Below are 14391 nucleotides of genomic sequence, written 5' to 3' on the forward strand. Positions count from 1 at the left end.
TCATGGACACACCTATGACAACGCGCTCACCAAACGCCTCGATGACTCGCGCGCTGATTTAATCAGCGATTCCTTAGGCGACGAGCCCGGGGCGAGGAGCTCTGTGAGGTTGAATCGGATGATGAGCGTGTCCTCAGTAATCCAATTCGCCGTCAATCGGTTAAAGGTCTGCCGCATTTGCGGGTTGTCGTGCAGCCTCGAATAGGGATTCAATCTTTTTACCAGTGCAGTCAACTGGTCCGTCGCGTTCCCAACGGTCATCTTTCCAGCGAGATTCAGGTTCCCGTCGATCGTCGAGGCGTTGATGTCGTAGATGTTGTTGATCCATCCCGACAGGAAGTACTCGACGGCTGCGTGGTCGGCCACATACGAAGATTTGCCACCGAGGTCGGCTGTTTGGCGGCCGGCGCTATCCTCGCGCACAACCACGGTCTGAATGGTCTTCAATGGGAGAAAGAGGATCCAGGCGATCCCGTTCATGAAGTGCAAAACGGCAAGAAAGACCACGGCCAAGAACCAGCGGTTGCCCGTGATACGCTCCATCTCGCCGCGGGCGAAGTATTTGCGGACGGCCGATTCTCGGATCGGTCCGGGCGTGTACGGAGGAACCGAAGGTCCTTGGGACGACTCGGGCTGCTCAGCGGGCTGTTTGCGGAGTATCTTCATGCCACGTATTTTCCTGACGCGTGTCGTGCGCCAGCACATGAATGCGCGTGGCAATCCGAGGGTTTTCTGGGTGCTACCTGTCTGCTTGCGATTCGGTGCGCCGCGTATTAAATGCGACCGCCCGTGACACGACCGAACAGGTAAGACCTTGTATAACCGGAAATTTCCGGTTCTTGCAGGGCGAAGTTTGGCAAGCGGAGGCGTCCAGTGAATCCACGAGCCGAGTGTCTTGCCCACTGCTTCCGACTTGCTACCTGGCCACGAGGCGATATGATTGCGCCAAGCCGCGGGAGGTATCCGCGCGCATCATCAACCAGCATCGGGGGTCGTAATGTCCATTATTACTGTAGTTCCAGAGAATCGTGCCCGCCTCCAGCGTTACGTGTACTTGTACGGTGCGATGAAGGCTCTCGCTAGGCCGGATGAGACTGCCATGCGCGATTTCTCGCCAGGTGAGCAGATCTGGACCATTGAGGATGTGAACGGCATCGTCACTATTACGTACCGGAGCAAGGCCGCTCTAGTCCAGTATTCTGGAATGCTCATCCAGGCTTGGAAGCATGTAGCTTCGTCGATTGACGTACCCTTCCTTCGGCACGTGACGCCGGACGGCGCGATCGTTGTGGGCAACCCGAATGCCAAGCCAGAAGACTACGAGGCGAAGGTCGAGGCTGGGTCGCTATTCCGTGGAGACGTCTATCCGGAGGACGGCCCCCGTACCCTCTCCCTTGGAATGGTAATCGGCGCGCTCCATGTGCCAGGGCATCCGTATCCGTTCGCTAAGGACGCCCCGCGCCTCATTAAGCGCCACATATCAGGCATGGGCTGGCAGAGCGGTATCGTTGTAGTCGAGTGGGTTTCGACTGAGGCGTTCCTGGCTTTTTCCTACATCGTCATGTATGCGTGGCGCGTTGCGGGCAATCATCCGGCGCCGGGCACTGTTCGCCACGTTGTTCCCGGTGGCACCCACATTGAGTGCAACTTGTGGGATGAAGATCCGTGGAAGTCGGTGGTCAAGGTTCTTGACGGCCGTACGAAAAAGTAGTCCTTCCGTAACAGTGGATCGATCCCACTAGAGCGATCCACTGCTGCCCGAAGAAGCTTCATCGGACGGATCAATAAAGATGGCACCTCCGACTGAGTTAGACTTCCGCCTCCCAACCGCCGCCAATTGGCTTCCACTGGCCGCCCCCTCTGTCGGCATCTGGGCCCGAGTTCCCACCCGTGCCACCGGTGTCGCGGCCGCCTGGGCCGCTCAACTGAGGCGGCCCACTATATGATCCAGCGTCATTTGCGCTTGGGCCAGTCACTTGGGGTGCAGCACTAAACGAACCCGACTCGCTAGTCACCGACGGTCCGCTCATGCTGCCACCACCACCCGAACCCTCACCTGCGCCACCTGCCGCTGCTGAACCGCTTTGACCGGCGTCTCCCTTGTCGCCGTCTTTGCCCTTGTCGCTTGCTTTGGCCATATCAGCCACTGCCGCAGCCGTTGCTGCCATAGCCATGGCGGCGCGATTGAAGCTGGCGTGTCCGATCGCACCGCCGCCTATAAGGCCGTGGGCCATTTGAGGAATCTGCTTGAAGAGGTGCGTTAAGACCCACGTGATGCCGAGCAGGCCAAATAGGCCAGCAAACGAGACGCCGGCCGACGAGTCCAGCGCTGCAGGGTTTACGCTCGAAATTTGATCCTGCACTGAGGTGAGCATCGATGAGACCAGCGACAGAACCACGCTAATGATCATTTGGTACGCAGTGGCGCCCAAAAGGAACTTCAGCCACTGCTGGAAGAACCCCGCCGACCATTTGCACACCGCGCACGCAACGAACAGCGGCCCTACGGCGACACCGAGCGCGACCATAACGATCCCTGTCAGTAGAACACCGACCAGTTCTCCAATAGCGACGACCGCCAGAACTAAGGCAATAATGAGGATCAGCGAGCCAAAGATAAGTTGGAGGGCAATACCTACAGTCCAACTCCAGATGTTTATGCACCCCAGGCCTTGGAACAGTGCTTTGACCGACGATGCAAAAACATTGAACATCTGCTGCGCGAACGAGGCCAGCGCAGACGATGCTGATGACGATCCGGTCGCCGCCTGGGTGAACGAACTCAGAATTCCTTGCAGGCCGCCACTCGTGCCCACCAGCGCTGCGTATGACCCCAAGCAAGCGGCGACGATCGCCGCCGGGATCAGAGAACCAACCGCAATCCCCATGAAGCTATCGCCGCTCCCAGCGAGAGAGTCCAAAATTCCCCACAGGAAATAGGAAAGTGCGAGAACCCCAGCAAGCGTCAGCGCGAGAGGGGTGGCGCTCGACGCCATCGAGTTCGCCTTAGAGGAGATCGTTGACTGCGCGCTATTGATTGGCGAAAGGATGATGTTAGCGACGTTCTTAACCCCATCCCAGTTAGCCGTGTCGCCCGCCGTCAACGGAGAGCAGCTTGATGACGAGCCTGCAGCATAGCTGCTAACCGGCATGACCAGGATAAGAGACAACGCGAACATCAAGATGCTTCGTGCCCAAAAGAGCTTGCTCATGCCACTTTCCTCTCGCAATCTCGGCTGACTTAATAGCCCAGGATTTTTGTGGCGCCAGGCACACCACTAACGCTGTTCGCCGCCTTCTGAGCCATGTCACTTGCATTATTGTGCAGCTGCATCGATGACTGGGAGTTCGCAGCTTCAACCGACTCCTTATAGGCCGCCTGACGTACGAGCGTTTGGATGCCTTGCAGCGTCGCCTGGTTAATCTCGGCCAGGTTGTCGAGGGAGGCATTCGTTATCGCGATGGAGTCGTTTGTGCCAAGAGCTCCCGTGTTCTGGGAAGCAATGGCCTGGCGCTTCTGCATTGTCTTTTGAAGCTCTTTCGACATGTTTGTGTAGTTCGCGATAAGCGACGTGGCGTTCTGCTGGCCTGCCGCGGATTGATTTGCGAGATTCTGCACATAATTCGTGAAGCTTCCCGCCATAGGGTTCGCTGCGTACTGCGACATCACCCCCTGGACAAAGTTACTTTGCCCCCCCAATTGCTGGATAAGCGTAGCATCGACGTTCCACTGCGCCATCAAGCTCGAGATAGTCTGCTCGGCATCGGTGATAGCGCCGATGCCAGACACACTTTTGACCGTGTTGCTGGCGTTCTTGATCGAGTTCGCCAGCATTTGAACTTGTCGCACAGCAGCCTGGATAGCCAGTTGCTCCTGCGCCACCGTGTGGACTACTTGCTGGATGTTCTGGGCGAAGTTCGACGGGTCGAAGACAATCCCGCCCCCTCCCGCAAAGGCCGGAGCTGCGGCCCCGGACAGAGTGAGAATTGCAAGAGTCTTACGCAGCTTGCGCATCGGTTCGCTCATCATTTTCGGGTTCCTGGTCATAGTCCACACGTTTCATAGTCGCGGCTTCTGCAAGGTAGTCGTCGAGCCAGCTTGGGTTACTGCTCTCCGTCGACTTGTGTCGGTTAAAGACCGTCTGCAGATGCTTCTCAGATCGAAGGTAATTCAGCACTTCCGGCGTGAAGACCGTCTGAACAACCCTGGTGAAGTTGTCTTGCACAAACATATACTCGAGCCGTGGCCGCAGACGGCCGACCCGGTTGATCTGCGTATCACTCAACCCAAAGTTCTTTTTGTAGAACTCGCGGTGCGACTCAACCTTATTGTTGTACATCAGGATCGTAGTCTTGATGTTGTCGATTAGGTCCTCGCGCACCGGTCCATTTATCGAGCCAGGGCTTTGTACCGTGAGCCAAACAAATGCGTTCTTTTTTCGGAAAGTCTTGAGCCAGTCACCGATCTTCTTAGCGAACGTTTCCACCTGCAGCAAGAAGGACGCTTCTTCGAGATAGATGATGGTGGGCCGTCCATCGAGCGACATGTCAATGCTTCGAAATGCATACTCCATGAACATTTCGAAGAGTCGAGGAATGGCGGCCAGTTCCTTCATCTCGATCGCAGTCCACGCTTCCAGATGGAAATCGTTTTCCTCGTTGTCGAAGATTCCGTAGGGCCGATCATGCAGCCATTCACCAAGGGCCTCAGACATCCGTGGCGGACAGAGCGCATGGAACGTTGAGATCGTTCGCGAGTTGAGGAAATGCTCGTCATACATGTTGCCCAAGATCCGGTCGATTTCCTCGCGATCCTCGGACTGAACCGCATACCCTGAGAGTTCGAGCATACGGATGAGAAACTCACGAACCCAAACACGGCTGAAGTCAGAGCCATCATCCAGCATGAACGGGTTCAGCCGAAGCGAGCCGGCCTTGTAGTCCAGATACTTTCCGCCATGCAGGAAGGTGGTGATCTTTACGGATGCGTCGCGGTCAAAGATGAAGGTGTTGACATCGCCGTACTTCTGGAATTGCGAAAGGCAGAAGTTCACGAACGTTGTTTTCCCCGACTCAGTTGGTGCGATCAAAATGGCGTGACCAACCTGCCCCACGTGTGGGACCCACCGATACTGGCAACCATAGCTGTCGATGAAGACGGCATGAGGCGGAGTCCGTCGTTTCTGCACCTCGGAGAAGTGCGCGTGAATCCGAGGGCCTGGATTCATGGTGTAGATCGGAGCCAGGTCCGCGACGTTGTCCACGTGCAGCAAATGAAATCTAGCTTGCCACTGCCAGTTTCCTGGGAGCATGGCTGCATAACTCGGACCTAGATTCTCTCTCTCGCGCAGCGTGAGAAGTCGCTTGAGAGAGAACAGCCGTGCAACGTGGGTGCAACGCCGCTCGAGACCCTCTCGACTTCGATCAAAAACCATGACGGAGAGGTTGTAAAACGCAGCATTTGGCCCGCCCCCCGTAAGGCGTTTTAGCGCAGCGTCCGCGTCAGCAACGAGCTCGGCTTTTCCTGGAGCGGCTTCCGGCTTTCTTCCTGTTGCCTTCGACATGATGGTCGTGCCCAGGGAGTACTGGGTCATCTTGAGGAAGTTGCGAACCTCTGTCAGTTCCTTTTCGCTGGCCTCCTTCCCCAAGCATCGCACTGTCTGCGAGACGACAAGCTCGTTGTCGGATCGGAGCAGGTTCTCCAGCAGCATCGGATTGGAGTAGGTTGGCCATTGTTTGGCGCCGTACACTGCCGCGTACCGGTCTCCGCGGTTTCCCGTGAACCGGATGACGTCCGACCCCACGACGACCGAGTCTGCCGGCAGCCATCCGTCCAGCATGGCGTAGTCTGGCCGCTCAACGACGTCATACTCGCTCGCCGGATTCACGATCTGGAACAGCGCTCGGTCAAGCTGACGCTCATGCAAACGGTTAAAGGACAAGGCGGGTGTGGAGCCAACGAACGCCGAAAGGATCTGCTCGAACGCCTTCCAATTCATCTCGAGCTGTCGCCGATCACGCGCGAGCCCTGCTGCGGTGGACACCGAGCCGTTCATTGCCTTGAGATACGCCATCGGCCCCGAAATCTGCTCTTCGGATTCGATATGGCGAGCCCTGTCCATCACGCCATCAACACCCGTGTTCCCCGTGTAGAGCACAAAGAGCCAGTGCCGCATCTGGTAGAACGAGCCATTCTGAAACGGGCGTGCGTACGCTTCGTCTACTCGGCGGGCAACTTCATTCTTGAAAGTTTGCTTGAGGTAGCTATACGCCTTGCTACGTTTGGTAGTGAACCAGAGCGTGATGCGCTCAGCGAAGTTCGCGTTGATAGCGCGTTGAAGCTCCTCGACTGCGCGATTGACCAACTCGTCGTCGATGTTGTCAGGATCAAGTCCCGAGAACTCGAAGCCCGCCAGCAAGGACCCATCCTTGTTCAAGATGACGTTATCCGTGATGTAGGTCATCCAGGGCAGCATCTCCTGGAGGGGGCGCTCTTCTTCCTTGGCTAGGTATATGGGCGGTTCAGACTTTGCCATTACAGGTACCTCGCGCGATCGACCTGGTTTTCGTCGATGTTGTCGGGGTCTAGCCCCGAGAATTCTGGCCCGGCCAGCAATGAGCCATCCTTGTTCAGATTGACGTCCTCCCCTCCCTTCAGGAAGGGGATTCCCACCGCTGGCGATGCACGTCCGCATCGGAGAATGTTCAACGCAGCATTGGTATCACGATCATGCACGGCACCGCATACACTGCAGGCCCACTCTCTTATTCGCAGTCCTGCGATACCTTTCGGCCGCGTCGTACTGTCTTTCGACCCGCACGACGAACAGGACTGGGTAGAACCGCTTTCGTTCACTTCCTCGAACGTGGCCCCGTGCGCGATCGCCTTATAGCGGAGCTTGTATCGGAAGGACGACCAGGACGCGTCGTAGACGCTCTTCGCCATCCTGGTTTTGGCGAGCTTCACAGCCGACACGTTGCCGACCGCGATGTAATCGAACCGCCGGACCAGATCGAGCGCCAGCTTGTGCTGGAAGTCGGCGCGGGCATTGGCCACTTTGGCATGCAGTTTGGCGATATGCCGCTTGTGCTTTCGCGCACGCTGCGCCTTCGCCAGTTTTTCAGCGGCCTGCCGGCCAAACCGGTCATTGGGCAGCTTCTCGCCCGTGGAAAGCGTGGCGAAGTCCTTCAGGCCAAGGTCGATGCCGACACCGGTTCGGATTGAACGTGCATGCACGTCGGCGACCTCGATCACGATGTTCAGAAACCAGTTACCTCTGGCGTCCTGAGCGAAGTTCGTCCCGTCCTTGATCTTGCCTTCGGGCAGTGGGCGGCTGCTGAACACACGGAAGGTGTTGCCGGCAAAGCGGAACGCCTCGCCTTCGCGTTTCAGGCCGCGGCCCTTCACCGGTACCCAACCGAGCGCCTTTTTGCCGCGATAGCGCAGGAAGGGCCGTCGGTGCTGGCTACGCGACTTCGCGTACTGCTCGCACGTCGCGTTCACGGTGCCGGAATGGATCCCAAGCTCTTTGCTGCTGCCGGTCGTCAGTACGTTCAGATCGAAACCCGTCGGCCACTTCTTACCCCACTTGAGGGCGTGTTTCTGCGTGTCATTGCAGAAATTCCAGACGAAATTCACCGAACGACTTTGCCGGTTAAGCAAGCCGTGCAGCGATTTCACCCGGTAACGGTAGACGAGGATCATTGTGGCCCTTTCAAAGGAGGAGTGCCGGTGACAAGCGGATGAATGGCACCCTCGACCCCGCCCAACTAGCACCGAAAGTCACGGCCGAAGCCCTTCGGACGTTGCCCTCGCCCCAGCAGTGTCTCGCGGGGCCATGGGTGGTATCGGTCAGCCATCTGGTTGTAGTTCTTCCGGATCGCGGTCGAGAAGAGATCGTGACGAAACTGATTCTTGTAGTAGGCCTGCGCGACAAATGCGGCGGCGACCGGGAAGAACGTCGCCCACCAATGCCACTGATACGCCAGGTATGCGACGACAAAGCCCGACCCGTAAATGACGGCCGTGTGTGCACCGCTCAGCCCGCCCGACATCTTTGGGTTCACGATTGCATGGATGATGGGACTTGTACGCATGCCTACTGAATCTTCTCGTTAGAGAGTGCACTGGGAGTTCAAGCCCAATTGCGCGATGACGGTGACAGCAATACTCGCAATGACGGTCGGGACGCCAATCTTCACGGTCAGGTCTGCCATGTCGTTCTTGTTCGTATAGTGGGCGACGGCCCACAGGAGAACAGCGGATACCGCTACGATGGCCACGATAGCCTTCAGGATCTGCGGGATGATGCACAGGCCCGACATGTTCGGCGCTCCCTGCGCCATCGCCGACTGGCTCACCAAAAACACCGTAACGAACACGGCAGCTTGCACCGACGGCAAGCGGGACACTTTACGGACGCCATTAGCAAAGCGATTCGACAACGTATTTTCCATGCTCAACTCCTTTGACACGAACGATTTCACCAACCCGACGGACGTAACGAAACTTCCCGTCCTCTCTTTGTTGCACCGAGCGCGTGACGTGCACACATACGTGCACGGCGCGGGCGATGTAGCCACGAACAGCCTCCGGCGACAGGCTTGCATCCGGCGGCAGACTCATCTGATACAGCATCTCCAACGCGTACAGCATGTCCTCTGCAGAACTCGCGTGTACGGTACTTAGCGATCCGTCGTGCCCCGAGTTGAAAGCACGGATCAAATCAAACGTTTCCGAACCGCGGGTCTCGCCAAGAATCAACCGGTCCGGCCGAGCGCGCAGTGTGTGCTGTACGGCGAGCTGCGCAGTCACACCTTTCGACGCATTTGTCAGTAGGCGGACGTGGTGCTTTAGGCCGGGCTCCAACTCGAGCGAGTCCTCCACCGAGATCACGCGCTCGTACGCGGGAATACGCATGCACAGGCCGTTGGCGAGCGTTGTCTTCCCGCTGCCTGTCGGGCCGCCCACCATGATGTTTTTCTTTTCCGTTACGAACAGCCTGATCAGCAGATCGGCCTGCTCCGAGGTCAGCATTCCGCGCTCGACAAGCTGGCCGAGGCTTGGACGCTCCCCTTCTTGTTGGTGCTTTCGGATACAGAGGGACGGCCCACCGTGCGATGCCGGCGCGAGTGCGCCCGCTATACGTAGGTTCTCCACCGACGCGGAGATGAACGTTTTCGGTGTGTTCGCTGCCACGGTCTCATTAACCAGCTTGCCTAAAGCTACGATCGCGCTCTCGATCTGCACATCCTTGAGGCCGGCGTCGTCGATGAAGAGCATTTCGCCAGCACGCTCCGCGAATACGCTGCCTCCCGGATTCACCATGACTTCGTTGACCGCCGCATCTTCGAAAAGGTGGTTCAACGGCGCCAGGTTCTTCCTGAGCACTTCCATCACGTGAGCCTTGACGCTCATCCTTTCCCCCATCTGAGATCAATCTTTGGGGGCATTCTCAGGTGCTTGGCTGGGGTAACTAGAATGAAAAGCCCCTATGAAGAGCTGCCCTTTCAGTTGTCGTCTTCGGCTGGCTCGGCGCCTCAGAAATGCGAATGGCCGTGCCGCACCGAGAAAACGGTTGCGCACGGCCATTGGAGGGAGCTACTTTTATAGGATGAAGAGAATCAGGTGCGGCTCTGAAAGCTGCCTACCGTCAACCAGGTCATGAGGCCCAAACCAACGAATAGGCTCGAGATGATCCAGTGGCTCAGAGGCCACGGGATAAATGGAACAAAGAAGAGCCATCCGATGAAGATTGCCGCTGCCGAGCCGCTGATAGTGAATCCGAGTGGGTTATAGAGGCCGAACTCGCTCCGCTTCACGGATCGGACGACCAGGCCATCGACGACGCTTGGGAGGAAAATGCCCAGAAGGCCCACAACGTAGAACGGCCAGAATGCAGCCCACCTCCAGAGTACCCGGTACAGGTAGTGCCACACACGCCCCATGTACCCATCCATCAGCGAGCCCGCCCACGCAAAACCCTGGTAGCCTGACGCTTGCGCACTCCTGTAGTCGCTTGTGGTCAGATGCACCATCCCAGTGTTGACAAACCAAGATTGGAAGACGCCTGAGGCGCTATCAGTGATCGCTTGTACGTCAGGCCGGCAACTCGCAACAAACTCGACCTCTGAAGGCGCAATCTTAAAGCTCTCCTCCTGCATGAATATCGGGCAGATCAGGAGCGTGAGAATCGGCGCAACGATCCACCAGAAGTAGACCTTGCCGGCGAAAGGATTGTCTCTGATCTTTCCCATTTCAGTTCCCAGATTCCTTTGCGTGCGCCATCACGTGGCGCACAACGCGTCGAGCGATCGGCTCAGGCATCAGCCTTGCCGCGAGTAGTACGGTGGATTCGTCCCGATTTTTCATTGCGCCATCGGCTACCGGCCGGGCGGAGACGGAGATCTCGCCTTCAGTATTCCGGAGGACGAAGGACTGAAGCGATTCCCTCAAAGGATCCCAAGATATCGCCCCATCGACGACACGAGCTTCAACGCTCAAATCGAAAACGTCCGTAGCTCGACGCAGGAGTGCGACGAGATACGCAACAATCGCCGCCATATCGCCGTGCTGTTCGGTCGCTCGATATGCCGAGACTGCGTCGATTAGGCAGTCGCGCAGAAGCGGGCCGTCTTGCCCAGGCAAAGCGCTGCTCAAATGCGCGGCCAGGCCATCCGAAGCGGCTTCGAGTAAAGCATGTTCGAGCCAGATATCGCGTGCCTTCGGAAAAAGCATGCTGTCTCGTGCAACCCTGGACATCGCCACCGGCGCCACCATTTCTTTTACAATTTCAGTCATCTGGCAGTTTCTCCTCAGCTCTGGATCAGCGGCTGATGATGGGCACTCGGCCCTTGTACAACCAACTACCGCCGATGAAGGCGAAGTAGTTCATAGGGGGGAGACGCGTCAGGAGGTCCTCGGAAACAAGGGCAATGTCTTTGACGGTCATGTTCCGACCGCCGGAACCCGAGAAATCTGTCGGGTGGCTCGTGCTATTCCGTCCCGAACTCACGGATCGAGACTCGTCCCGGAAGCCGGTTTGTCCGAAGGATTGAGCGATCCATTTGGCGGTTTCGTAGTCTTTGAGACGAAGCGTGATTACGTTGTTCAGGTTGCCGAGCACCTGCATCGCCTTGTCTTTGCTTCCCATGCGGGCGATGAAGTCGGATATGGTCTGCGTTGCGATATAGCACTGCATGCCGGCGCCGCCCCCCTTGTTCAGGATCTGGATCAGCTGAGCATTCAGGGCTTCGGACGCTTCGTCGACGAAGAGGTGAACGTCATTTTTTCCTTCGAAGTTGTAGATCGCGCCGCAGACCGACGCGAGATCGGCAAGGATGATCGAGCCTATTGCGGAGCCAATCGTCGTGTTCGACAGCGAATCCAGACCCACATAGAGCACTGCGCCTTCCGCGATGATCTTGCGCGTGTCCATGATGTCGCGCTCATCGAAAACGTCGGTCGGATCGGGAGAGAGCATCCGACCGACCTCTTCCGAGCCCAGCATCTCGAGCAGCGGCTCAAGCACCTGGATCATCTTGGAGTAATGCTCTTTCGAGTGCTTGACCATGGCGCACAATGCGTCGATGGTCTCGTCGAATGGAATCTCCTTGTCTTGGCAGGTCTTCGTATATAGCGAGATCCATGCGAGAAGAGGAGACGGGCTCTTAGGATCGACAAATGCCTTCGCGTCCTGCTCCCACGTCTGGCCTGCATGCGTGTGGAACCACTTCCGAAGGATCGATGCCAGCAACTCCTCGACACCGACCTGCGCCCAGCGCTTCACGGAGCGAATAGTAGGGTTTCGTCCGTCCATCAATTCGCCGCGGATGATGCCGTACAGCGTTTTCCAAGCGAAAGCTTGGAAGGATCCGTTCGCGTCGACTTGCTCAGAGATTCGAGAAGCCAGGTCGGAGATGTTGTTCCAGTTTGCGAGGATGCTCAGGCGAATCGACCGCGAGGGGTGCGCCGGATGAAAATAGTAGAAGCGCCGGCCGGTCCTTGCGCACTCTGTGCGCAAACGGTCCTCGATGTCTTTGTCCCCTTTCGGATCGACGAAGATGATCGTCTTCCGCATGTGGACGAGTTGCGTGAGCAACATCTCATAGAACTTTGTCTTGCCGGCACGCGTCGTGCCCGCGACGAGGGTGTGCCCAGTCAGCGTCTCAAAGCCTGCGCCGATCTGGTGCTCGTTTGGATTGATCCCATGAATCCATGGCACGCCGATCTTGCTGTCATCGACGGGCTTCCATCCCAGGGGCTTCATCGCTTCGACGAGTGGCTTCGGCAGCCAGTTCGGCAGCGGTGGAATGTTGGCCTTGCCTCGGCGCAGCAGGTGCTTGCTGATCTCTGCCTCGCGTTGATCCCATTCAAAGCCGTTGCCGATGTAGAGCTTCTTCGCATCTGACATTTGCTTGGACCGCTCCATCAATTCGTCAACGGTGATCTCTTCGACGCGGTACCCACTGAGAGAGAGGCGGAACCGGAAGAGGTCTGCAGCTTGCGCCCAGCGGCGTCCTGCAAAAGCGAAGCATGCCACCCCGAACAAGGCCCAATCGATCGGCATAGATCCAAAGGCGCAACTGGCGATTAGGGCAGTTCCGCCGAGCGCCCACGCGGCTGCAGCGGGGATCTCATAAGCAGGCCGGAACATGTCGTGGTAAGTCTTCATCAGTTCACCCGAAGAGGAGGCCGCGGGCGGCCTTTTGTAGGATGCAGCTCTTTCTCGTCGGGGAAATTTCGACGAGGAGCTTGCTCTGGTCGAGGATGTCCAGCACCTTCGAAACCGGCAAGCCATGCTTTGCGAAGATCGAGATGGGAACCGCGATGCCCTTCTCGATTTCGTTGCAGGATTTCTTAATCTGGTCGTAGTCGTCCAGGTGTCGGATTGCCTTGAAGATGTCGAGGACAATGTCCGGATACCTTGGTGTTGAAGGAGCTTTCTTCGTATCCGGCGATCCTGGTTGTACGTCGGCGCTGGTAGAGGCGGCCGCGGCGGGTACGTCGGCCTGCTCCGCCGGGGATGTCGAGGAGATTTGTGCGGCGCCTTGCGTGTTATCGCTTTGCCCAGTCGGGCTTGCGGTGGGCTTTGATCCTGCGGTGGTGGTTTCCAGCCCTTCCCCGAATTTCTGTATCGCCTCTGGTGTGACGCTCTCTGGCAATGCGCTTGTCTGGTAGCGACCAGTCATTGCTCGCGTTTCGAACTCCCGGGCAGTCCGATAGGCCTGGCGCACGCATGTGGTAACAGGCGACTCACCGGTTTTGGGATCCACTTGGTAGATTGCATCGTGCGCAAGCATGGCAACTTCTTCTGCCAAGTTTTGCCACGTGCCGATGCCCACAATGTCCGCCGACCACGCGACAGCGTTCGCCGGGCTGACCTTTAGTTCCGAAAGGCGCCACTCGATGTTGAAGGTGTTTGCGTTCTGCGCACGCACCCATCGGCTCAGGGCCGGCTCTGCGGAGAAAGGAGTCCAGGTCTTTTCTCCCGCGCGGACAATCATCCGGGCGTGCAGCGTGGCCGGTATGCCTGCCAGCGTCGAGAAGAAGACTGCGAATCGGTATTGCGGCACCAGAATTCGGCGCTTCTCGGCGCCATGTTTGCCGGTGAAGAACTGCTGGTTACCGATCTGTAGCGCGTAGTAGCCCGCCATAAGGGCGTACCGAAGAAGTCCACCGGGCTCGGAAAAGGAGACTTGCTCGAAAGGGCATTCTTGGACGTACTCTGCGACGGAATCGATCAGGGGCTGCCAGTAGTTCTCAAAGACTTCAGGCTTAGCTTCCGATGAACTTCGGATGCGTGTTAGAAGGCCTGTCTCGGCGTCAATTTTTTTGAGGAGGTCGGCTGGGGACCGTAGGAAGAAGTCCATGCTGGCATGTTAAAAACTCCCCTGTCCATGGGCGCCACGAAAAGGACAGGCGGTAGTTGGGGTAACCATCCGCCGGAACGGCCGTGATTCGTCTTGTCCTGTCAGGCTTCGACGGGCTCGAAGAGATGGCGGTCTTGTTTTCGTGGCACTTTTGGATTCGTGCGCTGCAAATTCGCAGAGTCATCACAGTGCCGGGAATGGAACTTGGGCTTTAAGGGCGAGAGTGTCGACTACACGAAGGTAGCGTGGCTCGGAGGGGTCTTAGGTCCGAATGGTTGTGGCTGAAGCACCGTTATTCGGAAGGTCAAAAAGGGACCTTTCTGACCTGGGGGTTCTAGCAGGCCGCTGAAATACCTCCAGCGAACGTCAGCGTCACGAGAGGCTGACGCGTTAATCTGAAGACTCCACCCAACCCCTAATGCCGTTCAGTTAAGAGCTGAATGGCATTTTTGTATGGAGCGTCAGAGGAAGTTGTAAACCTTGCGCCGAGGTGTTAACTTTCGGGCGCGATGCTCTCCA

The 14391-nt window shown here is 57.4% G+C and carries 13 protein-coding genes; 1 reads left to right on the forward strand and 12 read right to left on the reverse strand.

From position 1 onward, the window contains the following. Window positions 1–12 precede the first annotated feature (12 nt). The gene (locus tag J8I34_RS31325) at window positions 13–666 is read right to left on the reverse strand and encodes a VirB8/TrbF family protein (protein WP_209808086.1); all 654 of its coding nucleotides are present in this window, start codon (window positions 664–666) and stop codon (window positions 13–15) included. A gap of 433 nt (window positions 667–1099) precedes the next feature. On the opposite strand from J8I34_RS31325, the gene J8I34_RS31330 reads away from it, so the two are divergent. Continuing rightward, the gene (locus tag J8I34_RS31330; RefSeq protein WP_209777476.1) at window positions 1100–1711 is read left to right on the forward strand and encodes a hypothetical protein; all 612 of its coding nucleotides are present in this window, start codon (window positions 1100–1102) and stop codon (window positions 1709–1711) included. Between the two features lie 97 nt (window positions 1712–1808). On the opposite strand, the gene J8I34_RS31335 is transcribed toward J8I34_RS31330, so the two are convergent. The 11 genes from J8I34_RS31335 to J8I34_RS31385 form a co-directional block, all read right to left on the reverse strand. Further along, a complete protein-coding gene (locus J8I34_RS31335) occupies window positions 1809–3212 on the reverse strand; it encodes a type IV secretion system protein (protein ID WP_209808088.1) in 1404 nt (467 codons plus the stop codon). 29 nt (window positions 3213–3241) lie between these two features. After that, the gene (locus tag J8I34_RS31340) at window positions 3242–4030 is read right to left on the reverse strand and encodes a TrbJ/VirB5 family protein (RefSeq protein ID WP_209777474.1); all 789 of its coding nucleotides are present in this window, start codon (window positions 4028–4030) and stop codon (window positions 3242–3244) included. Continuing rightward, window positions 3999–6536 (reverse strand): VirB4 family type IV secretion system protein, encoded by a 2538-nt coding sequence (locus J8I34_RS31345; RefSeq protein WP_209808090.1) that lies wholly within the window; start codon window positions 6534–6536, stop codon window positions 3999–4001. The genes J8I34_RS31340 and J8I34_RS31345 overlap by 32 nt, the downstream gene beginning before the upstream one ends. Beyond that, window positions 6536–7705, reverse strand: coding sequence for an RNA-guided endonuclease InsQ/TnpB family protein (locus J8I34_RS31350; protein ID WP_371748178.1), 1170 nt, complete (start codon window positions 7703–7705; stop codon window positions 6536–6538). Before J8I34_RS31350 ends, J8I34_RS31345 begins: the two co-directional genes overlap by 1 nt. A gap of 65 nt (window positions 7706–7770) precedes the next feature. Beyond that, window positions 7771–8097: a hypothetical protein gene (locus tag J8I34_RS31355; RefSeq protein WP_209777472.1), complete on the reverse strand. Its 327-nt coding sequence runs from the start codon at window positions 8095–8097 to the stop codon at window positions 7771–7773. Between the two features lie 18 nt (window positions 8098–8115). Then, window positions 8116–8457, reverse strand: a complete 342-nt coding sequence (locus tag J8I34_RS31360; RefSeq protein WP_157637314.1) for a hypothetical protein — start codon at window positions 8455–8457, stop codon at window positions 8116–8118. Then, window positions 8426–9418, reverse strand: a complete 993-nt coding sequence (locus J8I34_RS31365; protein WP_209777471.1) for a TadA family conjugal transfer-associated ATPase — start codon at window positions 9416–9418, stop codon at window positions 8426–8428. Before J8I34_RS31365 ends, J8I34_RS31360 begins: the two co-directional genes overlap by 32 nt. A gap of 206 nt (window positions 9419–9624) precedes the next feature. Beyond that, window positions 9625–10257, reverse strand: coding sequence for an IncC plasmid conjugative DNA transfer DtrJ family protein (locus J8I34_RS31370; RefSeq protein ID WP_209777470.1), 633 nt, complete (start codon window positions 10255–10257; stop codon window positions 9625–9627). A 1-nt stretch (window position 10258) separates the two neighbouring features. Further along, window positions 10259–10801: a hypothetical protein gene (locus J8I34_RS31375; RefSeq protein WP_209777469.1), complete on the reverse strand. Its 543-nt coding sequence runs from the start codon at window positions 10799–10801 to the stop codon at window positions 10259–10261. 25 nt (window positions 10802–10826) lie between these two features. Next, window positions 10827–12674, reverse strand: coding sequence for a conjugative transfer system coupling protein TraD (gene traD / locus J8I34_RS31380; protein ID WP_209808092.1), 1848 nt, complete (start codon window positions 12672–12674; stop codon window positions 10827–10829). Window positions 12675–12678: 4 nt separating this feature from the next. After that, window positions 12679–13872, reverse strand: coding sequence for a TraI domain-containing protein (locus J8I34_RS31385; RefSeq protein ID WP_209777467.1), 1194 nt, complete (start codon window positions 13870–13872; stop codon window positions 12679–12681). Window positions 13873–14391 lie beyond the last annotated feature (519 nt).

The organism is Cupriavidus phytohabitans (genome assembly GCF_017815025.1).
Classification (GTDB): Bacteria; Pseudomonadota; Gammaproteobacteria; order Burkholderiales; family Burkholderiaceae; genus Cupriavidus.